Consider the following 23,178-nt stretch of genomic DNA (forward strand, 5'->3'; position numbering starts at 1 on the left):
AAGCAGCTTCAACCGGGCTGCTTTTTTGATTGTTTTTGATAAAACCTATATCGTAGTAACAGGCAAATTTCCATTGTAAGCATGAACGATCATCCCGATATTATTAAAATTATAATCTTTATTCTTATCCAGCTGTGTTGCTACTTCAGGCTTATCCTTTAAACTTGAGATACCCATTGCCAATATTTTCTATAATTTTACAGGCTCAGTAAAATAAAATTAGCAGCACATTGTACTCAAAAGACGAGGCATCACAAATAAGACAAGGTTTTTGGACCGCATTTGGGCAATATATAGCACCACAATTATCGACCGATGGTTTAAGAATTAACTGGATCAATTATAAAACCGGCATTAAACACCTGAGCTTTAAAATGCAAACCGGTAATCGACAGGCCTACATTGCTATTGAAATATCCCATCCGGACGCTGGTATGCAGGAACTAATGTTTGAGCAATTCAAGGAGCTGAAAGCCGTATTAGATACCAATCTTAATGAGGAATGGGACTGGGAGCTCCATACCCGCGACGAAAGCAATAAACTGATAAGCCGCATCATCAAAACGCTGCCGTCTGCAAGTATCTTTAATCGTAACGATTGGCCTGCACTAATCTCCTTTTTTAAACCCCGTATCATAGCCCTTGATGAATTCTGGAGTGTAGCTCAGTATAGTTTTGAGGTGTTTAAGTAAAATCAGATGTGCGAATGTGCAAATGAAGGTAATTGATTAATGATTTGTTTTCTTAATCTGCACATCCGCACATTTGCATATCCGCACATCAAATCTCATCTGCACATCTAATTCTACATATCGTCTCAATTAATCGTCAATTTAACGCTTTTTGTAGAGAGGTACCTGTTTTAAGCCGAAAAATGCAAATATTTACGGCTCTATAATTTCATATTGTATAAACCATTTATAAAAACATGAAAAGGTTCCCATTAGTTGTTTGCCTAATGTTAGCAGGCTTTTTGGCCAGGGCACAGGCTACCAAAGCGCCTGCTTACCCCCTTATTACCCACAATCCTTATTTCAGTATCTGGTCGTTTACCGATAGCCTGAATGAATCTACCACGCATCACTGGACCGGTAAAGATCAATCGCTGCTGGGCCTCATTAAAGTGGATGGCACTGTTTACTGTTTTATGGGTAAGGAACCAGTGGAGTATAAAACCATATTGGCCCCTGCTGATGAAAAACCTTATACCTGTAAATTTACAGAGACGGAGCCTTCAAAAGACTGGGCATCTGCCAAATTTGATGACGGTAGCTGGAAAACAGGAATAGCTCCTTTCAGCAGCGATAAACAAGCCGCCAAGACCTTATGGACGGGCCGGGATATCTGGGTGCGTCGTACTTTTACCTTGAACGATCTTAGCTTTAATAAGCTTTGGTTAAGGCTGCACCATGACGATGAAGCCGAGGTTTACATTAATGGTAAAAAAGTAAGCGAACAAGGCGGTGCCAATGGCGATCTGCAATATTTCCCACTTTCTAATGATGCTGTAAGCTCGCTGAAAAAAGGTGAAAATGTGCTGGCCTTACATTGTACCAATACCGGCGGCGGTGCCTGGCTTGATGCTGGTTTAGCCGATGAACTAAAACCAATCGGTCATGCCGCCCTTGAACTGGCAAAACAAACCAGCGTAACTTTAAATGCTACCCAAACCATTTACAACTTTACATGCGGTAAAGCCGATCTGCAGCTTACCTTCACTTCGCCATTGTTGATGAGTGATCTGAGCATTTTATCGCGCCCGGTATCTTATATCAGTTATAAGGTAAAATCAAATGATGGCGCATCGCATGATGTGAAGGTTTATTTAGGTGCATCGGCAGATATCGCACGTAATACACCGCAGCAACCGGTAACCACACAGCAATATACATCAGGTACGCTGTCTGTTTTAAAAGCTGGTACTATTGAACAGCCTATACTGCAAAAGAAAGGTGACGACCTGCGCATCGACTGGGGGTATATGTATGTAGCTGTACCAAAAACAGCCAATGCACAACAATATGTAAGCACCGGCAAGCAATCTGTCGATTCATTTTTTAGTGGCGATAGTAAATCAACCACAAAGGAGGGGAGTAACCTGGTTTTAAATACGGTGATCCCTTTTGGAAAAGTGGGCAAAACTGCCGTGGCTAAATTTATAGAGCTGGGTTATGACGATATTACTCCGGTGCAATACTTCCATACTAATTTAAAACCATGGTGGCAAAACGCGCAGACTAAAACTATAGAGCAGGTATTGGCCAAAGCCGCTACAGAATATCCCGCAATACTGCAAAAATGTGCCGCGTTTAATACTTCTATGTATAGAGACGCCCAGAATGCGGGTGGTACGCCGTATGCTAAACTATGTGTGCTGGCTTACAGGCAGGCTATTTCTGCTCATACACTGGTGAAAAGTCCGAAGGGGGAGATCTTATTCCTGTCGAAAGAGAATTTTAGTAATGGTTCTATCAATACCGTTGACGTTACTTATCCATCGGCGCCATTATTTTTGCTTTACAACCCTAAGCTGATGGAAGGTATGCTGAATGGAATCTTCTATTTTAGCGAGACAGGTAAATTCGCCCATGATTTCGCCGCACATGATCTGGGTACCTATCCTTTAGCTAATGGTCAAACCTATGGTGAAGGGATGCCTGTGGAAGAATCAGGCAATATGCTTGCCTTAACCGCGGCTATAGTAAGAGCCAATGGCAATAACCCTGCTTATGCCAAAAAGCATTGGAAAACACTAACCACCTGGACAAATTACTTAGCCAAGGAAGGTTTAGATCCCGCCAACCAGTTATGTACAGATGATTTTGCCGGTCACCTGGCGCGTAACGCTAACTTATCGGCCAAGGCTATTGTCGGTGTAGGCTGTTATGCCCATTTAGCCGAGTTACTCGGTCAAAAGGATGTAGCTGCAAAATACCGTGCGATGGCTAAGGATATGGTGGCCAAATGGATGAAAATGGCCGATGCCGGCGATCATTATTCGCTGGTGTTTGATAAAAAAGACACCTGGAGTCAGAAATATAATATTGTTTGGGATAAAATCCTTGGTTTAAACCTATTCCCACAATCGGTTTATGACCGCGAGATAAAATTCTATCTGACCAAACAAAATCAATATGGCATACCGCTGGATAGCCGTAAAACCTATACCAAAAGTGACTGGATCATCTGGACGGCTACTTTGGCTAAAAACAGGGCCGATTTTGAGGCGTTGGTTAACCCGGTTTATAAATATGCGATGGAAACACCAACCCGCGTACCTCTGAGCGACTGGCACGAAACTATCAACGGCAAACAGGTAGGTTTCCAGGCCCGCAGTGTGGTAGGCGGATACTATATCAAGCTATTACAGCAAAAATGGAGCGCTAAATAAACCCAACCCAAATCCTCTCCGAAAGAGGGGCCATAAATAAAAATACACGCGTCATTGCGAGGCACGAAGCAATCTCTATGCTATACAGGGCCGACCTGCTTATCGGGGATTGCTTCGTGCCTCGCAATGACGCTTTTTGATTCTGATCTTAATTACCTACCTACATCCCAGCAGGCACACCCCAGGTATCTGCATTAAATGCAGGATTGATCTCGAAGCTATCGTACTGGATAACCAGTTTTTTTATACCCGATGTTACCACCTCGTGAAAAGGGATCATGATACCCTGTACCGGGCGCAGATCTGATAACACCGATATAGACGTCCGGCCGAATGTTTTATTAGCCTCAGCTACCAGTTGGTTTTTATCGTTGATTGCAAAAATGTAGTCGTTACCATCCAATTTGCATAAAACCGAGTAGGTGTTGTTCTTGAGCTTTTGCATATTCAGCACCTGCATCTGGTTGATGGCCGGTTTGCGTAATCCCAGCAGGCCCGAATAAAATGTGCTTTTCATTTCCGCTATCCGCGCAGCCGGCATTGGGGCTTTTCTACCGTTAAGCCATTGCCATCCATCACCATTTTCTTCCTGTTCAACAGAAACCATTTTGCCGTTTTCCCAAAGTTCTATCCGTATCCTGTTGTCGGGAATATCAACATAGGATATCGCCTTTACACCCATGATAGTCGCCGAATAACGCATTGTTTTGATCATGTCGAGCTTACTGTCGCCATGAATGCTGTTGGCTTTTAAAAGCAAGGCTTTCGCGTCGGTATGATGGGATATATCTGTAGTTATTGTGCTTGTTTTACCAGTTTCATTCATAGCATTAGTAGTTTTGGCCGATCCCATTCACCTATTAACTTCTCTGGATCGTCAGCATTGGTTTCCATACCAACTGATTTGTAAAAAAGATGTATTTCAATTGCTGCACACAACCTTGAAAATACTAAAATGTCCTTTTCCCTCAAAAATTAAACCAGTATTACTCCACACGCCGATAATCATGGTGTGTTTTTATACGCTATGTTTGACCCCTTTTTCGCAAATAGCAAAATTTGTATACTTTTATTGTTCAATGGAAACCAAAAACAATAAGAAAACCATCAGGGCCTGGGCCTTTTTTGATTGGGCCAACTCTGCCTACAACCTGGTCATCACCTCCACCATCTTTCCGGCTTATTATGTGGCTATTACAAAGGCCAATGGGGGTAGGGTGACTTTCTTCGGCAAAAGCTTTGTTAACACGGCGCTTTCTGATTATGCCTTGTCAGCCGCCTACCTGATCATTGTTTTACTATTACCCATACTGTCGTCCATTGCCGATTATAAGGGGAATAAAAAGATATTCATGCAGTTTTTTACGGCCATTGGTGCCTTAGCTTGCTGCGTGCTTTATTTTTTCGACGTGAATCATATTGAACTGGGCATTATAGCCTTCGCACTGGCTGCTATTGGCTACAGCGGCGGCTTTGTATTTTATAATTCATACCTGCCCGAAATTGCTACGGTTGACATGCAGGACAAGGTGAGCGCCAAAGGCTTTACCTACGGCTATATCGGCAGCGTATTGCTCCAACTCATTTGTTTTGTGTTTGTGATGAAACCCGAGTTGTTTGGTATTGTTGATGAAACATTCCCGGCCCGTTTATCATTTTTACTGGTTGGCTTATGGTGGATGGGGTTCGCTCTTATTCCATTCATCGTATTACCCAAGGGGAGCCCCAATGCGGTTAGTCACGACCATAACATCATTAAAGGCGGCTTTATAGAACTTGGAAAAGTTTGGAAAAAAGTGAAGACCATGCCTTTGCTCAAAAGATATCTTCCGGCGTTTTTCTTTTACTCCATGGGGGTACAAACCATTATGCTGGTAGCCACAGGTTTCGCGGCCAAAGAACTGCATATGCCTACTTCGGCGTTGATTACCACCATTTTAATCATTCAGCTGGTAGCTATTGGCGGAGCTACCTTAATGTCAAGGTTATCTGGTAGGTTTGGCAACGTAAGGGTATTGATCGCCGTAGTGATCATCTGGATAGGTGTATGTGCCGCTGCTTATTTAACCACTACAGCTACAGAGTTTTATGTGGTGGCAGCGGTGGTGGGTTTGGTGATGGGCGGCATCCAGTCCATGTCGCGCTCCACCTATTCCAAATATTTACCCGAAAACATTACCGACACTGCATCGTTCTTCAGTTTTTATGACGTTACCGAAAAGTTGGCGATAGTAGGCGGGGTGTTCAGCTTCGGCTTTTTTGAAGAACTGACGGGCAGTCCGCGTAATTCAGTACTGGTACTGGCCATCTTTTTTATAATAGGTTTAATATTATTGTTTTCTTTGTTAGCGGCAGAAAAAAAGGTTAAGCAAAATGCGGAGCTTAGCGCCGTGTAATTTGGTGTAAGAGATGAAGATTGAGTTATTTGTACCCTGTTTTATTGATCAGTTATTCCCGGATACCGCTTTTAATACCGTAAAGGTATTGGAAAAAGCAGGGTGTAAAGTAAGCTTTAACCCCAACCAAACCTGCTGCGGTCAGCCTGCCTTTAACGCCGGTTTTTGGGACGAAGCCAAAGCCGTGGGCAGCAAATTTCTGAATGATTTTTCGGACGATAGCGTGATCGTAACGCCATCAGCATCTTGCACGGGTATGGTGAAAAACTATTATAACGATCTGTTCACCAATACCGCAGTTCATAATAAATGCCGGGCAGTACAAGGCAATATCTACGAACTATCGGATTTCTTGGTAAACATTCTGCAGTTCGATTATTTCGGCGCCGAGCTCGACGGCAAAGCCGTTTACCACGACAGCTGCGCCGCACTGCGTGAGTGTAAGATCAAGGACGAGCCCCGCCAACTGCTCTCTAAAGTATTGGGCCTGGAACTGCTCGACCTGAAAGACAACGAAACCTGCTGCGGCTTTGGAGGCACCTTTGCTGTTAAATTTGATGGTATCTCTACCGCTATGGCCCAACAAAAGGTTGACAACGCCCTGGCCGTAGGAGCGGAGTACATTATCTCCACCGATGCCTCCTGCCTGCTGCACTTGCAAAGCTATATCGACAAAAACGGTCTCCCCATTAAAACCATGCACCTGGCCGATGTACTCACATTGGGCTGGGGGAATGTTTGATTTTGATTTGGGAATTGAGGTTAGGGAGTAGAGTTATATAAAAATCACGTCATTGCGAGGTACGAAGCAATCTCTATACTGTACAGAGCAAATAGAATTACACGATTGACCTGCCTGAGTAGAGATTGCTTCGTGCCTCGCAATGACGCGTGGTGTGCTCTTCGAGGCCCGAGGAAATATAAATATAAACATCTAATGAGAATAATACAGCCACCCCAACCCGAAGAATACCCACCGTACGCTATCATGTACATGAAATTACTACCTACCGATGGGCTGATATTAAAGCACCTGCAGGATAATTTTGATATGGTGAAGCAGTTGGTCTATTCCTTACCCGAAGATGTCTTATATCATCGCTATGCCCCCGGTAAATGGAGCATTAAAGAAACATTGGTGCATATTATTGACGACGAGCGCATTTTCGCCTATCGCGCTCTGCGTTTCGCTCGTAACGAAAAAAATAATCTTATTGGTTTTGATCAGGATGCTTACGCGGTTTATTCCGAAGCCGACAGTCGGTCGCTCGATAATATTTTTGAAGAATATGAGGCTGTACGGAGAGCAACCATCGCTTTATTCAATGGTCTGCCAAATAATGCTTTCGACAGGATGGGGCATGGCACCGGTACCGCCAACGATGCCACAGTAAGGGCATTGGCCTATCATATTGCCGGGCACGAGTTGCACCATATCAACCTAATTAAAGAGAAGTATCTGCAAGCCGGATCCTAAAAGCAGGTGATATGGTTTCTGCCCAACCGGGTCTCCAAATAATGTAAAGCTCCGGAGCTTCCCTTCACGAGCTCTTGAGGAGACAGGAAACGCTTTCTTAAAGCAAATATACCCGTTGGCTTTTCAATATGTATTTTAAATTATGATAAATATACTTTTATGTTAAATATAATTTACTGTATAATCTTTTGATAGTTAAGCACGTTTATTGATGATATAAACCATAAATCTATAATATCATCATGATTCAATCAAACAACACCGTACAGGATTTAACAACAACCTCGGGAGTGACCGTTGACACCGTTTCGGTAACTTCCGGTTTTAATGTAGTTGGAGATGGAGGAGGAGGTAATTTTATCTGGAAAACCATAGCGGTATACGGCCCCCGGCCAAGTGCTGATGGGGGCATAATTGTTTACAGTACTGCCGACGCAACAGGCTGGTGGGAAAGGCAATTTGAATTTGCCGACATCCGCTTTTGGGGAGGGAAAGCTGATGTTAAAGTGCTTAACGATGCAAATATGACCGCAAGTTCGGCTGTACTAACGTCGGCATCTGCCAACTTTACCGCGAAGGACATTGGTAAGAAAATTTATGTAGTTGGCGTGGGTGCTACCGCTTTAACATTAACCGCAACCATTACGGCCTACACTTCGGCTACACAAGTAACTTTATCCGTAGCTGCTTCAACCACAGCCAGCAATACGCCGGCAACTTATGGTACCGATAGTACTAACGCCTTCACAAACATAAATAATTACGGAAGATCGCTCGTTGGTAAATCATTGCAGATAGTTCTTCAGTCGGGCACTTATATGACCAATTTTAATAATTGGCTTGCCGGTATAAGATCGGTCGAGGTGATTGGCAATGGAGCAAATATTATGTGTACCCATGGTGCTGCCGATCCTAATGGTTATGCATTTAATCAACAGGCGCTTAACATGCCATCCGTTTTTGACACCTTCGATAATACTTTTTATAACGGGAGTGCTACTCCCTATGTTTATGGCGACCTGATCGCATCAACGGTAAGTACATCTGCTTCTTCTGCCCAGTCTGTAACTACGCTTACCGCAACTGATGCGGCTAATTATACGCCCGGTACCTGGGCATTGATATATGGCTTTGAACACGAGAATATTCCGGGGTTTCCACCCGATGCAAGATATTATGATTATGTAAAAGTGGTTACAGCTGATGCGGCAACAGGTATAATTACATTTGATCGTGCTTTGAATTACGAATATGATGCTGGATGGCCGGATAATCTTCCTGGTGGAGGTGTAGGAGGTGCGCCGCGTATTATCAGTTGCACACGATCAAATTTTCAAACAATAGAAGACCTGGTTATCAGGGATCTGAGCCTGGTTCCATTTAATGGATGGGTAAGCCCGAATGCGGCGCTTAGAACTGCAAGACTGTCTGTTTATGGATATATTAACGCAAGGTTTTATAATGTAAATTGTGGGTCGGTATACCCGGGGCAAGGTAAAAACCTGCTTTTTGATACTTGCCAGTTTTCCAAAGCATGTGAACCGGATAAACTTATTGACCAATTGATATTTAAGAACACCTCGTTTGTTGATGTGGTAAATGGTGGCGGGGTGAACTTTTTGCAGATGCTTAATTGTACATTTTCCGGGCAGTTTAATATTAGTCCACGCTATCTGGATATCGATAATTGCACCTTTGCTTCAACATCATTTGGTTCATCATCAGCATTGGCCTTTTTTGGACAGAATAAAGGTGTAGAGCATGTGAGGTTAGGAACCAATGTTTGGAATTGCAGTTTACCCGGGCGCTCGGCTTTGATCGCCAATTCCAATAACACGATACTGACTGTAGATACGGTGGTTAATAATACATTGGTATTAGTAACTAATGCCCATTGGATTACAGCTACAAATGGCAGGCAGGTTTTGCCCGGCAGTATAGGTTATACCAGTACAAATAAAAGATTTATCGTAAAAAGGGTCTATGCCTATGATGCCAATAATGTGGGCATAGTTGGTGATTTTTCACAAGTACCGGTAGTTGGTGACGTATTTAAATTTATTTATGTAAGAAGAATATCGGTAGAAGGCAGACAGCATAAAATAGGTGCTAATGCTAATAATTATCAATTGTTTTTGACTGAAGACCTGTTTCCGCAAATTCAATACAGGGAAAATACACCGGCGCATGACCTGAAACGGATCCTGCTTACAGATCAGGACATTACTCAGGGTAACTCAGCCAACGTCAGAAGCGCGTTTGGCTACCCGTGCCGGTTGATTGTAAATGTAATTAAAGCTTACACTGGAACGGATACTAATGCTTTATTGAAACTGGTATCATACACTACCGGGACATTTACACAAACTATTGATCTTAAAACTACCGGAACTCGCATTGCAGAGATAGGAAGACATGCCGGCGGGGTAGGCGCTGATGTACTGGTGGATATTGACCCATCATATATGCCAACTTTTAGGTTTTACTGGGCGGGAGTATCTGCAGGCACATTAACAGCTACAGATTCCAGTCAGTTGCCAATTGTTCAGATCTATTTTGAGACCTTTGAATTGATCAGATAGTTTTCGGCCTTAGGCAATCGGGGGTAGCTGAAATTTGCCGGTCTGCTCCGGATTTCGTATCTTTATGTAAATAACGGCCCGCTGCTCTATTATCAGAGTAGCGGGCCGTTTAGTTAAGACCAAAAAGAAGCCAAAAATTGGTCGTTTTGTATGTAGTTTATTGGTAATCAATAATTTAATACTTTTTAAACTTTTCAAAACCGTGTTAAAATTTGTTAAAAAGTGTTAAAACCGATGGTTTTGAATCAATTTTCAGGCGTTTTTAAGCCGTTTTCGATTAAAAAAGTGTTAAAATTTAAGGTTTAAAAAGTTTTTGAAAAGGGTAGCGGGATTTTGAAAATCTAAATCAAAATAAAATCTTAATTTAGCGCCACAAAAATAAAGATCACTTTGTAGGTGATCGGAAAACGTAATTTTATAAAAATTTAAATCATAGTTGTAGATGATTAGTATTACACTTCCTGATGGATCCGTTCGTCAGTATGACAAAGGGATCACTTCCTTGCAGATCGCGCTGTCGATCTCCGAAGGATTAGCACGTAACGTATTAGCCGCCGAAGTTGATGGACAGGTTTGGGATGCCTGCCGCCCCATTGAGCAGGACGCGCACGTTAAATTATTAACCTGGAACGATACTTCAGGAAAATCAACCTTCTGGCATTCATCGGCACACTTAATGGCCGAAGCCCTGGAAGCGCTGTATCCGGGTACCAAATTCGGTATCGGTCCGGCTATTGAAACCGGTTTCTATTATGATGTTGACTTTGGCGATCGTGAATTCTCGTCGGACGAGTTTAAACAGATTGAAGATAAGATCATTGAGCTGGCCAAAACCAAAGAAGAATATATCCGCAAACCGGTGAGCAAAGCCGATGCGATTGAATATTTTACTGAAAAGGGGGACGAATACAAGCTTGATCTGATCAAGGATCTGGCCGATGGTTCCATCACTTTTTATACACAAGGTAACTTTACCGATCTGTGCCGTGGGCCGCATATCCCTAATACAGGCTTTATAAAAGCTGTTAAACTGATGAGTGTTGCCGGTGCTTACTGGCGCGGCGATGAAACACGTAAACAGCTTACCCGTATTTACGCTGTTACATTCCCTAAAGTCAGCGAGCTTACTGAGTATCTGCACATGATTGAAGAAGCTAAAAAGCGCGATCACCGCAAGCTGGGTAAAGAACTGGAATTGTTCACTTTCTCTGAAAAAGTAGGCATGGGTTTGCCATTGTGGTTACCAAAAGGTGCAGCCTTACGCGAACGCCTTACCAACTTTTTGCAGAAAGCACAGGTTAGGGCAGGGTATGAGCAGGTAATTACACCGCATATCGGCCACAAAAGCCTGTATGTAACATCAGGTCACTATGAAAAATATGGCGCCGATTCATTTCAGCCGATAAAAACACCCCAGGAGGGAGAGGAGTTCTTTTTAAAACCGATGAACTGCCCGCACCACTGCGAAATATACAAAAGCAAACCCCGCTCATACAAGGATCTGCCGGTGCGTTTGGCAGAGTTTGGTACCGTTTACCGTTATGAGCAAAGCGGCGAGCTGCATGGCTTAACCCGTGTACGTGGTTTTACTCAGGATGATGCGCACTTATTTTGTCGCCCCGACCAGGTAAAAGAGGAGTTTAAAAAGGTGATCGACCTGGTATTATATGTGTTCAAGGCATTAGGCTTTGATAACTATACCGCGCAGGTATCACTTCGCGACCCGGAAAACAAAGCCAAATATATTGGTACAGATGAAAATTGGGCATTGGCTGAATCGGCTATCATTGAAGCTGCGGAAGAAAAAGGCTTGATCACTGTACATGAATTGGGTGAAGCCGCTTTTTACGGCCCTAAGCTTGATTTTATGGTGAAAGATGCCCTGGGCCGTAAATGGCAATTGGGTACTATACAGGTTGATTATAACCTTCCAGAGCGTTTTGAATTGGAGTACACAGGCAGCGATAATCAGAAACACCGCCCGGTAATGATCCACAGGGCGCCATTTGGTTCATTGGAGCGTTTTATCGCGGTATTAATTGAGCATTGCGCAGGTAATTTCCCGCTTTGGTTATCGCCGGAGCAGTTTATTATTTTACCCATATCAGAAAAATTTGAGGAATATGCAAAAAAACTTTCTGATGTGTTAAAAGATTCCGATATTTGCGGGCTGATTGATTTTAGAGACGAGAAGATAGGGCGTAAGATACGTGATGCTGAAGTCAAAAAGATCCCTTATATGTTGATTGTGGGTGAAAAAGAAGCTGCCGAAGGCTTGGTTTCTGTAAGGAAACATGGTCAGGGCGATTTAGGAAGTATGAGCATAGAAGATTTTAAAGAACAAATAACTAAAGAAATAAAAGTATAACTTGGCATTAAACAAACCCTTCAATAGAGGACCAAGGCTTCCTTTTAAGAAAAAAGAAGCTGAACACAACATTAATCAATTCATCAGGGCTCAGGAAGTTCGTCTTGTAGGCGACAATGTTGAGCAGGGAGTTTACTCTCTAAGAGACGCGCTGGCAATTGCACAGGAGCAGGAGCTTGACCTGGTTGAAATATCTCCAAACGCTGTTCCACCGGTTTGTAAAGTAACGGACTATAACAAGTTCATTTACGAACAAAAGAAAAAGCTGAAAGAGATAAAAAACAATGCCAAGCAAACGGTTATTAAAGAGATCCGTTTCGGACCGAATACAGATGATCATGACTTTGAGTTTAAACTAAAGCATGCTATGAAGTTTTTGGAAGCCGGCGAAAAGGTGAGAGCCTACGTACACTTTAAAGGCCGTGCCATTGTGTATAAAGAGCAAGGTGAAATACTCCTGTTACGCTTTGCACAGGCGTTGGAAGATAACGGTAAAGTAGAACAATTACCAAAGCTCGAAGGAAAAAGGATGTTTTTAACCCTGGCTCCTAAAGCAGTAAAGAAGTAAATAAAACAAGCTGATGTGTAAAGTTAAAATGCACAGAAGCGACAAAAGGAAAACGTTGAGAAACGTTAATATCTAAAAACAAATAAATAGAGTTATGCCAAAAATGAAAACCAATTCCAGTGCAAAAAAGCGTTTTAAGCTTACTGGAACCGGTAAAATCGCAAGAAAAAACGCATACAAAAGCCACATCTTAACCAAGATGTCGACAAAACGTAAACGTGCCCTTGGTCACACCAGCTTAGTATCTAATGCTGACATGGGTAACGTAAAACGTATGCTTTGTATCGGAAAGTAATTCACAAATTTTTTAACCAGGTATTAGAGTTTTAAGTTCTGTTGTAAAAGCAGGCACTCACTACCAAAATCAAACAAGATGCCACGTTCAGTTAACGCAGTAGCGTCGAGAAGACGCAGGAAAAGGATCATGAACCTCGCCAAAGGTTATTGGGGTTCACGTAGCAAGGTTTATACCGTTGCAAAAAACACAGTTGAAAAAGGTTTACAGTACGCTTACCGTGACCGTAAAACCAAAAAAAGAGAGTTCAGAGCTTTATGGATCCAGCGTATTAACGCAGGTGCCCGTCAGCACGGAATTTCTTACTCTCAATTAATAGGTAAATTAGCAGCAAAAGAAATCGGTTTAAACCGTAAAGTATTAGCTGATTTAGCGATGAATCATCCTGATGCTTTCAAAGCCGTAATTGATGCAGTAAAATAATATAAAATACTGATTATTAGTATTTTAAACAAAACAAAAGAGGCCGCAAATCGCGGCCTCTTTTGTTTTGTTGGTAGTTAAAGAATGATCACCGTTGGTGTAAACTCTTCACTGTCGTTGTCAATATCCATATATTGCTTAAAGTTTTGTACATCTTTATCAACCATTCTTTTAAATACGGGGTTTAAGATTTTAGCGATACCGGTACCCAGACCGCCGGCAGGTGGCTGATAGCTGATCACGACGTCAACAATAGTCCCCATACCATCCGGCGTATCCTGAAAACGTACTTTGCCCGCGTTGTTGATCATAGAGTCAGGTAAGGAGCTCCAGCCGATCATCTCATTGGGTTCGTCCTTTACAATTTCGGCATGCCAGCTTACAGTTGCTACACCGGCAGGGAGTTTTAAAACCCAATAGGAGTAGGTGGGGGCTATCGTTTCTACACTTTCCAAATGTTTCATGAACAGAGGTAAATTATCCAGCTTACGCCAAAAATCATATACCTTGTGCCGGGGTTTATCAACTGTAAATGATGATCTGATATTGATATTAACTGGATTGGTTGAAAGTTTGCCTATGCGTTTATACAATTCGCAATGACCGGTAATGCCACGACTTAACAGGTAACCACCAGCCCCCAATTTAACAACACTGCTTAACGGACTGGAGAAAAGGTTTTTAAAGCCGGATAAGCCCAATTTTACACCGCCGATGATAGATGTATACCGCTCGGGCCAATTCAGGTTTACACGGTCATCGCCATAAAGTACTGGGAAATTATCAGTATATTTTACAATTGTAGTAGCCATAGTATAGTTTAAATGATTGTAGAATTTAAACAGTATACCTCCAGCTAAGTTTTTTTTAAATGAAGTTATTTTATTGGAAGGTAATTAAATTTAAACTGAGTTAAATTAGGTTGGCGCATTTTGGGTCTTTTTAACTCATATTGATAAATAACACGTCCCAGGTTTTTTAAAAATGGCAGACAAACCGTAGCGTATTCATATTTATTATCATTGTAAACCCCATCTTCGTTTGATTGTACCACCGTGGTAAGTAAAAACTCGACGTTGTTTTTAAAGTCGACAAAGTAGGCGTTGTCAATGTCATATCCATAACTATCACCCACCTTATTAAATATCCTGATGTTGGGTTCAATTGTGGCCGTGCTGTCGCCACCATAATATAAGAACTTGCAGTATGCCGGGAAATATTCTGGTCGACTGTAGGTTGGTTTTATGTTTTCGGTAGGAAACATACTCATGTAGCGATATATAAAAGCATAATCGGCTGGAGTAAGGTTGTACCGCTGATCTGCGGGAAAAGTTCGCGGGAAGAGTAATCTTTTTAGAACCTGCTGCTGATCGGCAATGGAGTACACATTCTTTTCGCTAAGGTTAAAAGGCTTATTCACCAGGCGATCACTGCTATCCATATAAGCTTTACCCATGATCATATTATCCAGGTGCATCGGGTAATTCAAGCTATCATATAATGGCTTTTTGTGGTAAATTACCTTGTTTCCATTGTAAAAAGTGATAGGGTTAGTGTGCCGGGTATTTTCACCGGCATCGCCTACAGAAAGTCGACCCACAATGCGGGTATAATACAACTGATATTTTTTTAATTTACGATTGATCTCCTCGCGGCCAACAAATTCATATAGGCGATTGAAAGCGTCATTATCGCTCACCAGCAGTATCTTCTTGATATAATTCTCTATACTAGGCAATCCATTTGCTGATGAAGTATCTGTTTTTACCTTGGTTTGTTTGGCAAAGGCGCTGTCGGTGATCATGACTGATTGTTGGGTTAAACCTTTAATGTGTAACTCATGCAGCTTTTCGAGCGCGAAAATGGCCGTTGGTAGTTTAACTGTACTTGCCGGATAAAAATAATGTTTAGCATTTAGATGATAACTATATGATTTAAAATGAGGTATGTTGTTTTTATCCCGGTCGATCTGTGTGTACAATATTTGCACCTCATTTTGGGTCGGGTGGTTCAGTATTCCACTAAATAGCTCTGGACGGCTCTGCAAAAGCCCCTTTAAAAAGATGGTATCAGGTTGCTGGGTAAAGCAGGGAATAACAGTGATTATAAATAACAGAAGTGTAGTATACAATTTCATTATTATAAATATACAGATTGTTACTTTGTGGTTGTTAATACTTATCCTACTTTTGTTGCGCTTTAGGTTTCATATGGTTTATAACCGTAAATGAATTAAAAGGGAATACGGTGAAGAATCCGTAACTGTCCCGCAGCTGTAAGCTCTTTAACCATTGTCCATTTTTATTGTCACTGTCCTTGAAATAAAAAGGGTCGGGAAGGCAGGGCAACTTGGGGAGCAAGTCAGAATACCTGCCCAGGCACTTATATTATTCATAGCTTTCGGGGATTGAAGCTTGAATGTGAAATCCGTTTGTCGTGATTTCTGTTCAACCTTTGTGTCGCCCTATTGCAAAGTTGTTGCGAAGAGAAAATGCCAAGAAATACATGTGATTTGAAAATTAGCTTTCAACTTTTATTAGTTGTACTGCCTGGTTTTTTATTGGCTTTACCTAATAGGGTATTAGCCCAGGCCGATACTTCCAAAAAACTGAAAGAGGTGAATGTAAACAGTTCAATCATGCCTCAAATACAAACTATTACACCATCGCAGCAGATATCAGCGAATGATTTTGTGCGTTATAGCGCATTTAATATTGCCGATGCCATTCGTAGCTTTAGTGGTGTAATTTTGAAAGATTATGGTGGCATAGGTGGTTTAAAAACAGTGTCTGTGCGAGGTTTGAGCGCCAATCATACAGCTGTTTTATACGATGGTATCCAGATCAACGATGCTGAAAATGGCCAGATTGACCTGAGTAAGTTAAACCTGAACAATGTGCAGCAAATTATATTATACAATGGTCAGCCAACTATTATTTGTATGCCAGCGCGTTCATTTGCTTCTGCAAGCATCCTTGCGGTAAAAACTGTACAACCCTCTTTAAATGCAAATAAAACCTATCAGTTTACTGCTGGGATAAAAACAGGTTCTTTCGGGTTAGTAAATCCATATTTACAGTGGCAGCAGCGGATCAATGAGCGTTGGTCGTTTATTATGAACGGCTACCTTGAAAATGCTAATGGGCGTTATAAATATGATGCACAAGGGGCTAATGGCGACTCCGTACGTACACGTAACAACGGAGATATTAGCGCCCAGCAGGTAGACGGAGCTTTGTACTGGGCCAAAAGCGATAGTAATAAATTCAATTTGCACATTAATTATTATAATTCCGACCGTGGACTCCCGGGTGCGGTGATACTCTACAATGCATCAATTTCGAGAAGCCGGCTCTGGAACCGTGATTTTTTTACACAGGCCGGTTATGAGCATATTTGGAATGATGGCTTTCATTTATTGTTAAATACTAAAGTATCTCAAAGCCAGCTCCACTATCTTGATCCAGATTTTTTAAATGAAGAGGGAAAACTGGATCAGCACTTCAGGCAACGGGAGTTTTACCAATCTGCTGTGCTGGCTTATCATTTTACATCCAATTGGGAAGTTTCTTATGCTTTGGATTTTGCGGTTAATACGATCAATGCCGATCTGCCAAGTTTTTCGTACCCAACAAGGCTCACCTTTCTGAATGTATTGGCCTCTAACATCATCATAGGGAAATTGAGTTTACAGGGAAGTTTATTGAATAGTAATATCTCTGAAACAGTAAAAAGTGGTCGTCCGGCACCCAAACGGAATATTTATTCGCCTACGCTAATGGCTACTTTGCGGCCTTTTCAGAGTCCTAATTTTCAATTGCGGGCTTATTATAAATCTATATTTCGTAATCCAACCTTTAATGACCTGTACTATGGCGGGGTCGGGAACCCTAATTTAAAGCCTGAATTTACCAAACAGCTTGATGCGGGCGCAACGTACGGTAAAGCTTTGAATGGCTTTTTAAGCTATATAACCCTTACCGCAGATGCCTATTACAATCATGTAACCAATAAGATCGTGTTTATCCCTAAAGACGCTTATAATGGCTCTATACAAAATTTGGGCACGGTAGATATCAAAGGTCTTGACGTTGGTTTAAAAACACAGGCTAAACTCGCTAAAGAGTGGAAGGGCTCATTAAGTGTTAATTACTCTTATCAGCAGGCTTTAAATGTTACTGATCCAACCTCATCAATATATCTTAACCAGTTACCTTATACGCCTAAAAATACGGTTTCGCTCAATGCCGGGATCGATCATCATCATTTAGGGATATATTATAACCAGATAATTTCTACATCAAGGTATTATACCAATGATAATCTTCCGTCTGATTATATCCCTGGCTACTCTACGAGTGATGCCTCTGTTGTTTATCGTTTTTTAATAAAAGGTAAACCGCTGGTAAGCTCCTTTGAGGCTAACAATCTTTTTAATAAAAACTATTTTGTTGTACAAAGCTACCCAATGCCGGGGCGCTCATTCCGATTTTCCCTTCAAATAACTATTTAATTCATCATTATGAAACAAATCAAACTCAGTCCCTTTTTAATGACCATTGCACTTGCTGTATTGCTATCGGCATGTCATAAAGATAAGATCAATCCAAAATCTGATACGCCAACGGCAAGCAGGGCCGGGTTATACGTCTTAAACCAGGGGATCTTTCAGTCAAACAACAGCACTTTAACTTATTATGATTACACCACAAAGCAACTGGTGCCTGATATTTACAGCAGTGTTAATGGAAGCCCCTTAGGCGATACGGGTAACGATATAGAAATATATGGTGCAAAAATGTATATTGTTGTTAACTATTCTAACGTAGTTGATATTGTAAATGCTAAAACCAGTAAGCTTATAAAGCAAATTAGCATGGTTAATGCCAGTTTACCGGCTCCAAACAATGGTCGCCAGCCCAGGAGTGTAGCCTTCTATAAAAACAACGCTTTCATCACTTCTTATGATGGTACAGTTGCCGTAATGGACACTGCTACACTAACCATCAGCAAGTACATCACCGTGGGCCGTAACCCCGAACAGTTGGTAGTGAGTAATGGCAAACTTTACGTGGCCAATAGTGGCGGCTTAAGCTTTGGTAATCCGGATAAAACAGTATCGGTGATAGATCTGAATACCTTAACAGAGATCAAAAAAATAACAGTTTTGCCAAACCCGGTAAGTATTGCTGCTGATGATTACGGACATGTTTATGTGCTTTCATTAGGTATTACCGATTACAGCGGCACGCCACCAACAATTGTTGCCCCTCCGGGAATGACGATTATTGATAATAAAACAGATGTATCTATTTCGCAAACTAATTTAAGTTTGGGTTATAATATCCCTATGGCTGTATTAGGCGATTTTGTATATTATGTTACTGCTGATAATAAAATTGCTGTATATAATGCCAAAACACAATCAGCAGCGCAGGCTAATTTTATTACTGATGGTACCGTGATCACCAGCCCTTTCGCTATTGCTACAGATTCCCTTACAGACGAAGTGTTTGTTACAGATGCAAAAGATTATTCATCTAACGGTACTTTATATGCCTTTGATAAAAACGGTAAAAAGGAATATTCCATAACTACAGGCATCAGTCCGGGCAAGGTTGCGTTTGTTAACAAGTAAGTATTTATATTTATGCAGAATATTAAGTAATTTTACCAAGTAAATTTGAATCATGAACTCAAAAGAAAATACAACCCGCAATATTGTTCTTATACTAACCATTGTGGTTGTGGCTGCATTTAGATTGCTTGCCTACAAGTATAAGGACCTGAGTAATTTTAATCCCGTAGGAGCTATCGCGTTGTTTGGTGGAGCGTACTTTACCAGCAAATGGAAGAGCTATGTTACCGTATTGCTTGCCTTGTTTACGACCGACGTTATCCTCAACTATTTATATACCTCCAAGATAACGATATGGTATGAAGGTATCATGGGAGTGTATGTAAGCTTTGCTTTGATGGTGCTTTTAGGTACTATGATAAAAAAGGTACGTGTAGTAAATGTGCTTTTGGCTTCATTGGCATCAGTTTTAATACATTGGTTAATTACTGATCTGCCATGGCTTTATACCACATCTAATCTTTACCCACACACCTTAGCTGGCTATGGCACATCGTTGGTAAATGCTATTCCGTTTGAGTATAACATGATTTATGGTAACCTGGTGTTTGGGGTTATTTTATTTGGCGGTTTTGAGCTGGCTAAAACCAGGTACACCTTTTTACGCACCAAGAAACAACTGGCACTTTAAGCTGAATAACTAATACAGAAAAGCGATTTGCCATCAGGGCAGGTCGCTTTTTTTTATGGATATATAATTTTTAGATACCTATGAAAAAACTGGTAGTGCTAACAGGGGCTGGCATTAGCGCTGAGAGCGGTTTAAAGACCTTCAGAGACAGCGACGGGTTGTGGGAGGGTTACAATATAGAAGACGTGGCAACGCCCCAGGCATGGCAGCGTAACCCGACCATGGTACAGCAGTTTTATAACGAACGCCGCAAATCGGTGCTGGAAGCCAAACCCAACGCCGCTCATTACGCCTTGGCACAACTCGAAGAAAAATACCAGGTAACCATCATCACCCAAAATATAGATGATCTGCACGAACGCGTGGGTTCAACTAATGTGATGCACTTGCATGGGATCATTACCCGCTCACAGTCAAGTATCGATCCTGAGCTTACTTACCCCATTGATGGCTGGGAGATCAGGATGGATGAAGTGTGCGAATTAGGTTCGCCCCTGAGGGCCCATGTAGTTTGGTTTGGTGAGGATGTACCCATGATAGGTCCTGCGGCACGTGTTTGTGCCGACGCGGATATTTTTATGCTCGTAGGCTCCTCTTTAGCAGTATACCCAGCCGCCGGACTGATCAGTTATGTAAGGCCGGAGATCCCGAGATATATTATCGATCCAAAGATACCGGATGTAAGTGTGCGGGGCCAATTGATCAAAATACAGGAGAGGGCTACAGTGGGCGTGCCCGCATTAGTTGATCAGCTTCTGAAAAATCAGTAATTCAAAGGGTAGAGCGGGCCCTCTGAAAAGTAGGTTTACATAATTTATGGTTTACATTTATTTATTTAATTGATAATCAAATAGTTAATTTTTATTTTCGTCAAATTCTGGGTTTACAGTGTAAACCATAATATTCTCTGTGAAATACCCCGATGGGGCAATAAGGAGTTTTGCAAACCTCATCGGGGTTAAAGCTTGTAGAAGAAGATCAATTTTAATATCAGTGCTGTAGGTACTGCACACGGGTTGCATACCTACGGCATGCTAAATACTTGTTCTTTGTTTGCTACAAAGCTTTTACTCCTACGGAGTAGTAAACCTTTAATGACATTGCTCGTGTGAACTGTAAAACTTCAGAAATAATAATTTAAGCTTGCCGGTCTTTTTTAAAATCACTAATTCACTAAATAAATAATTCAAAATTAATGCAAAAGTGCATATTCAATTGGAGCGGGGGCAAGGATAGCGCCTTGGCTTTATATTACTGTCTCCAAAACCCTGATCTGGAGATCAAATACCTGGTTACAACCATCAACGATGCGGCCGACAGGATATCTATGCATGGCGTGCGTACGGAGCTGCTGATCAAACAGGCCGAAAGTATCGGCATTCCACTATATCAGATCCGGCTGCCCGAAATGCCGGGCATGCAGGAGTATGATGAAGTGATGCACCGACACCTGGCGCATTTTAAGAACGAGGGCGTCACCCATGCCATTTTTGGCGATATATTTTTAGAGGACCTGAAAGCTTACCGCGATGCCCGCCTGAGCGAGGTAGGAATACAAGGAATATACCCCTTATGGAAACGCGACACTGCCGAATTGATCAGCGAGTTTTTAGCCCTTGGTTTTGGCACTGTGATCGCCTGCACCAAGGAGCGCCTGGAGCGCATAGTAGGGAAGGAGATCAGTCCGGAATTGATAGATGCCTTGCCCGATGATGTAGATGTTTGCGGCGAGAATGGCGAGTTTCATACCTTTACTTTTAAGGGGCCTATTTTTAAAAATCCGATACCTTACAAAACGGGGGTGAAAGTTTTTAAGGAATACAAAGCGCCTCAAAATGCCGATGATTCCTGTGTTTCGCCAACAGATCAAAAATGTTCCGGATTTTGGTATTGCGACCTTATTTTGGCTTAACTTCCCATTTATTTGGTAAAATGATCAACAAAATATAATTTTTTATAAACACATAAATAATTATATAACAGTTACTTATTTAAAAAGTATAAAGTAATTATCCAATTATATAGGAATAATGAGTTGTTTTTTGCCCTGAATTGATTTATTTTGCAGAATAAAATTCTGTTTTTAAACTAATTTAAAATTAAGTATCTGTAATTTAGATAGTTATGTGTTATTTGATTAGTAGTTATACCGGTAATATGACTCTTTAAAATCAGTTCGCATTTCGGTGAAACGGGCGCCTACCTTTTTTAAAAACTCTTCATCGAGCAATTCAAAAACGCTGTTCACTCCGTCTGTCAAATCCATTTCGGGGATCTTGTAACTCTGCTCCAGGGCACCTTGTTCTATCTTCACAATAAACTTTTGGTTCATGTTCAGAATGGATATTTTAAAATCAGGATGCGGTAGTTCGGCAATAATTCTCATAGATTAATTATTGAATTTTGATTTATTGAATTAGTGATTGATATATAATGAGCAAAGATTTTTGGAACAAGGGGTAAGGATTTTTGAATGAAACGGCATTTGCTATTTTGTCCTTTATCCTTATTCCTTAGATCCTTGTTCCAGGAGTCCTTGTTCTTTGCTCCTAAAATCCTTGCTCCTTGCTCCAAAATCTCCCAAAGGGTCTTTCCCGTGGAGCGATCCAAAGCTCTCCAGGATCCTGAAGCGGGCAAAAAGTTCTTCGCTGTACCAGTTTTCGCTACGGGTAAGTTTGATCACCTCGGCGTGTTCGCGGCTTTTATAGGCGAAGGCTTTTACATCATCCAGGCTTTGCCAAATCGAAAAGGTGGCCTGCCGGTAAACCGGTGCTTCGCCTATACCAAATGAAGTGATGTAACCCGCTGCGCCCGACATTAAATTGGCCACTTCATCTACATGCGACCAAAAGTTTTTCAATCGGCTCATTCTGATCGTGGCTCGGGTAAGCACCGCAATAGAGCCGGTGTGATCTTTTACTTCCGGGTTGCCAAAAGGCGCTTTGCCATCCCATTTACCGTGGCTTTGCAAAGGCTCACAGAGCACTGTCCAACCTTCGCTGCCTAATATCTTCCACCAGTTGGCGACAAAGGAGCTGGCCTGAAATCTATCAAAATCTTCCCGGCTGTCCCAGCAGGCTAATAATCCCCATTGTTGCCAGTCGGGTTGAAGATCAAAAGTGCCGTTATGGCCCGAACCCAATAGTTTATAAAAACTGCAGCCTTTTTGCAGCCACATGGGCAGGCGGTGTATGGCCATGGCCAGCAATGCAAAAGGGACAAAAAGTTTTCGGTATCGAACTATAGTAAGGCTAACGATCATGTTCCCGCTAAATAAAACATTAATTGTAAAACCCCGGCCAAAAAACTTTTTAAACCTCAAATTTTAACACTTTTCTGATCAAAAACAGGATAAAAACGGGTCGAAATTTATTCAAAACCATCGATTTTAACACTTTTTAACAAATTT

General features: G+C 41.7%; 21 protein-coding genes and 1 riboswitch. Of the genes, 15 read left to right on the forward strand and 6 right to left on the reverse strand.

Annotation, left to right across the window (positions count from 1 at the left end; translation table 11 throughout):
• Window positions 1-45: 45 nt before the first annotated feature.
• Window positions 46-177 carry a hypothetical protein gene (locus tag BLR84_RS30395; protein ID WP_255366973.1) on the reverse strand — a complete coding sequence of 44 codons (132 nt, stop codon included), beginning with the start codon at window positions 175-177 and terminating at the stop codon, window positions 46-48.
• Window positions 178-230: 53 nt separating this feature from the next.
• On the opposite strand from BLR84_RS30395, the gene BLR84_RS17395 reads away from it, so the two are divergent.
• Together BLR84_RS17395 and BLR84_RS17400 are read left to right on the forward strand one after the other, a co-directional pair.
• The gene (locus BLR84_RS17395; protein WP_090470667.1) at window positions 231-692 is read left to right on the forward strand and encodes a DUF4268 domain-containing protein; all 462 of its coding nucleotides are present in this window, start codon (window positions 231-233) and stop codon (window positions 690-692) included.
• Window positions 693-928: 236 nt separating this feature from the next.
• Entirely contained in the window at window positions 929-3,391 is a 2,463-nt protein-coding gene (locus BLR84_RS17400; protein WP_090470669.1) for a glutaminase family protein, read from the forward strand.
• A 160-nt stretch (window positions 3,392-3,551) separates the two neighbouring features.
• Here the strand turns inward: BLR84_RS17400 and BLR84_RS17405 are convergent, their stop codons facing one another.
• A complete protein-coding gene (locus BLR84_RS17405) occupies window positions 3,552-4,217 on the reverse strand; it encodes a hypothetical protein (protein ID WP_143013929.1) in 666 nt (221 codons plus the stop codon).
• 253 nt (window positions 4,218-4,470) lie between these two features.
• Here BLR84_RS17405 and BLR84_RS17410 point away from each other — a divergent pair, with 253 nt between their 5' ends.
• The 8 genes from BLR84_RS17410 (at window position 4,471) to rplT (ending at window position 13,500) form a co-directional block, all read left to right on the forward strand.
• Window positions 4,471-5,787 carry an MFS transporter gene (locus BLR84_RS17410; RefSeq protein WP_090470672.1) on the forward strand — a complete coding sequence of 439 codons (1,317 nt, stop codon included), beginning with the start codon at window positions 4,471-4,473 and terminating at the stop codon, window positions 5,785-5,787.
• Window positions 5,788-5,800: 13 nt separating this feature from the next.
• Entirely contained in the window at window positions 5,801-6,529 is a 729-nt protein-coding gene (locus tag BLR84_RS17415; RefSeq protein WP_090470674.1) for a (Fe-S)-binding protein, read from the forward strand.
• Between the two features lie 195 nt (window positions 6,530-6,724).
• Window positions 6,725-7,264, forward strand: a complete 540-nt coding sequence (locus BLR84_RS17420; protein ID WP_090470676.1) for a DinB family protein — start codon at window positions 6,725-6,727, stop codon at window positions 7,262-7,264.
• A gap of 242 nt (window positions 7,265-7,506) precedes the next feature.
• Window positions 7,507-9,846, forward strand: a complete 2,340-nt coding sequence (locus tag BLR84_RS17425; RefSeq protein WP_090470678.1) for a hypothetical protein — start codon at window positions 7,507-7,509, stop codon at window positions 9,844-9,846.
• A gap of 442 nt (window positions 9,847-10,288) precedes the next feature.
• A complete protein-coding gene (gene thrS / locus BLR84_RS17430; RefSeq protein ID WP_090470680.1) occupies window positions 10,289-12,214 on the forward strand; it encodes a threonine--tRNA ligase in 1,926 nt (641 codons plus the stop codon).
• A gap of 1 nt (window position 12,215) precedes the next feature.
• Window positions 12,216-12,782: a translation initiation factor IF-3 gene (infC, locus tag BLR84_RS17435; RefSeq protein ID WP_090470682.1), complete on the forward strand. Its 567-nt coding sequence runs from the start codon at window positions 12,216-12,218 to the stop codon at window positions 12,780-12,782.
• A gap of 94 nt (window positions 12,783-12,876) precedes the next feature.
• The gene (gene rpmI, locus BLR84_RS17440) at window positions 12,877-13,077 is read left to right on the forward strand and encodes a 50S ribosomal protein L35 (protein ID WP_076369190.1); all 201 of its coding nucleotides are present in this window, start codon (window positions 12,877-12,879) and stop codon (window positions 13,075-13,077) included.
• A 78-nt stretch (window positions 13,078-13,155) separates the two neighbouring features.
• Entirely contained in the window at window positions 13,156-13,500 is a 345-nt protein-coding gene (rplT, locus tag BLR84_RS17445; protein ID WP_076369188.1) for a 50S ribosomal protein L20, read from the forward strand.
• 77 nt (window positions 13,501-13,577) lie between these two features.
• On the opposite strand, the gene BLR84_RS17450 is transcribed toward rplT, so the two are convergent.
• Both BLR84_RS17450 and BLR84_RS17455 read right to left on the reverse strand, forming a co-directional pair.
• The gene (locus tag BLR84_RS17450) at window positions 13,578-14,312 is read right to left on the reverse strand and encodes an SRPBCC family protein (RefSeq protein ID WP_090470684.1); all 735 of its coding nucleotides are present in this window, start codon (window positions 14,310-14,312) and stop codon (window positions 13,578-13,580) included.
• A 65-nt stretch (window positions 14,313-14,377) separates the two neighbouring features.
• Complete coding sequence (locus BLR84_RS17455) at window positions 14,378-15,637, reverse strand: serine hydrolase (protein ID WP_090470686.1); 1,260 nt, start codon at window positions 15,635-15,637, stop codon at window positions 14,378-14,380.
• Between the two features lie 47 nt (window positions 15,638-15,684).
• Window positions 15,685-15,893, forward strand: a riboswitch (cobalamin riboswitch).
• 119 nt (window positions 15,894-16,012) lie between these two features.
• Between BLR84_RS17455 and BLR84_RS17460 the strand changes: the two genes are divergently transcribed.
• From BLR84_RS17460 to BLR84_RS17480, 5 genes are all read left to right on the forward strand, one after another.
• Entirely contained in the window at window positions 16,013-18,013 is a 2,001-nt protein-coding gene (locus BLR84_RS17460) for a TonB-dependent receptor plug domain-containing protein (RefSeq protein ID WP_176852091.1), read from the forward strand.
• 9 nt (window positions 18,014-18,022) lie between these two features.
• Entirely contained in the window at window positions 18,023-19,138 is a 1,116-nt protein-coding gene (locus BLR84_RS17465) for a DUF5074 domain-containing protein (RefSeq protein ID WP_090470690.1), read from the forward strand.
• A gap of 52 nt (window positions 19,139-19,190) precedes the next feature.
• On the forward strand, window positions 19,191-19,769 hold the full coding sequence (locus BLR84_RS17470; RefSeq protein WP_090470691.1) for a DUF6580 family putative transport protein: 579 nt from the start codon (window positions 19,191-19,193) through the stop codon (window positions 19,767-19,769).
• A gap of 80 nt (window positions 19,770-19,849) precedes the next feature.
• Complete coding sequence (locus BLR84_RS17475) at window positions 19,850-20,539, forward strand: SIR2 family NAD-dependent protein deacylase (protein WP_090470693.1); 690 nt, start codon at window positions 19,850-19,852, stop codon at window positions 20,537-20,539.
• A 425-nt stretch (window positions 20,540-20,964) separates the two neighbouring features.
• A complete protein-coding gene (locus BLR84_RS17480; RefSeq protein ID WP_090470695.1) occupies window positions 20,965-21,681 on the forward strand; it encodes a Dph6-related ATP pyrophosphatase in 717 nt (238 codons plus the stop codon).
• Between the two features lie 225 nt (window positions 21,682-21,906).
• On the opposite strand, the gene BLR84_RS17485 is transcribed toward BLR84_RS17480, so the two are convergent.
• Both BLR84_RS17485 and BLR84_RS17490 read right to left on the reverse strand, forming a co-directional pair.
• The gene (locus BLR84_RS17485; RefSeq protein ID WP_090470697.1) at window positions 21,907-22,155 is read right to left on the reverse strand and encodes a hypothetical protein; all 249 of its coding nucleotides are present in this window, start codon (window positions 22,153-22,155) and stop codon (window positions 21,907-21,909) included.
• A gap of 120 nt (window positions 22,156-22,275) precedes the next feature.
• Window positions 22,276-23,031 (reverse strand): DUF3291 domain-containing protein, encoded by a 756-nt coding sequence (locus BLR84_RS17490; protein ID WP_143013930.1) that lies wholly within the window; start codon window positions 23,029-23,031, stop codon window positions 22,276-22,278.
• Window positions 23,032-23,178 lie beyond the last annotated feature (147 nt).

The sequence above is a fragment of the Mucilaginibacter sp. OK268 genome, assembly GCF_900103125.1.
Classification (GTDB): Bacteria; Bacteroidota; Bacteroidia; order Sphingobacteriales; family Sphingobacteriaceae; genus Mucilaginibacter.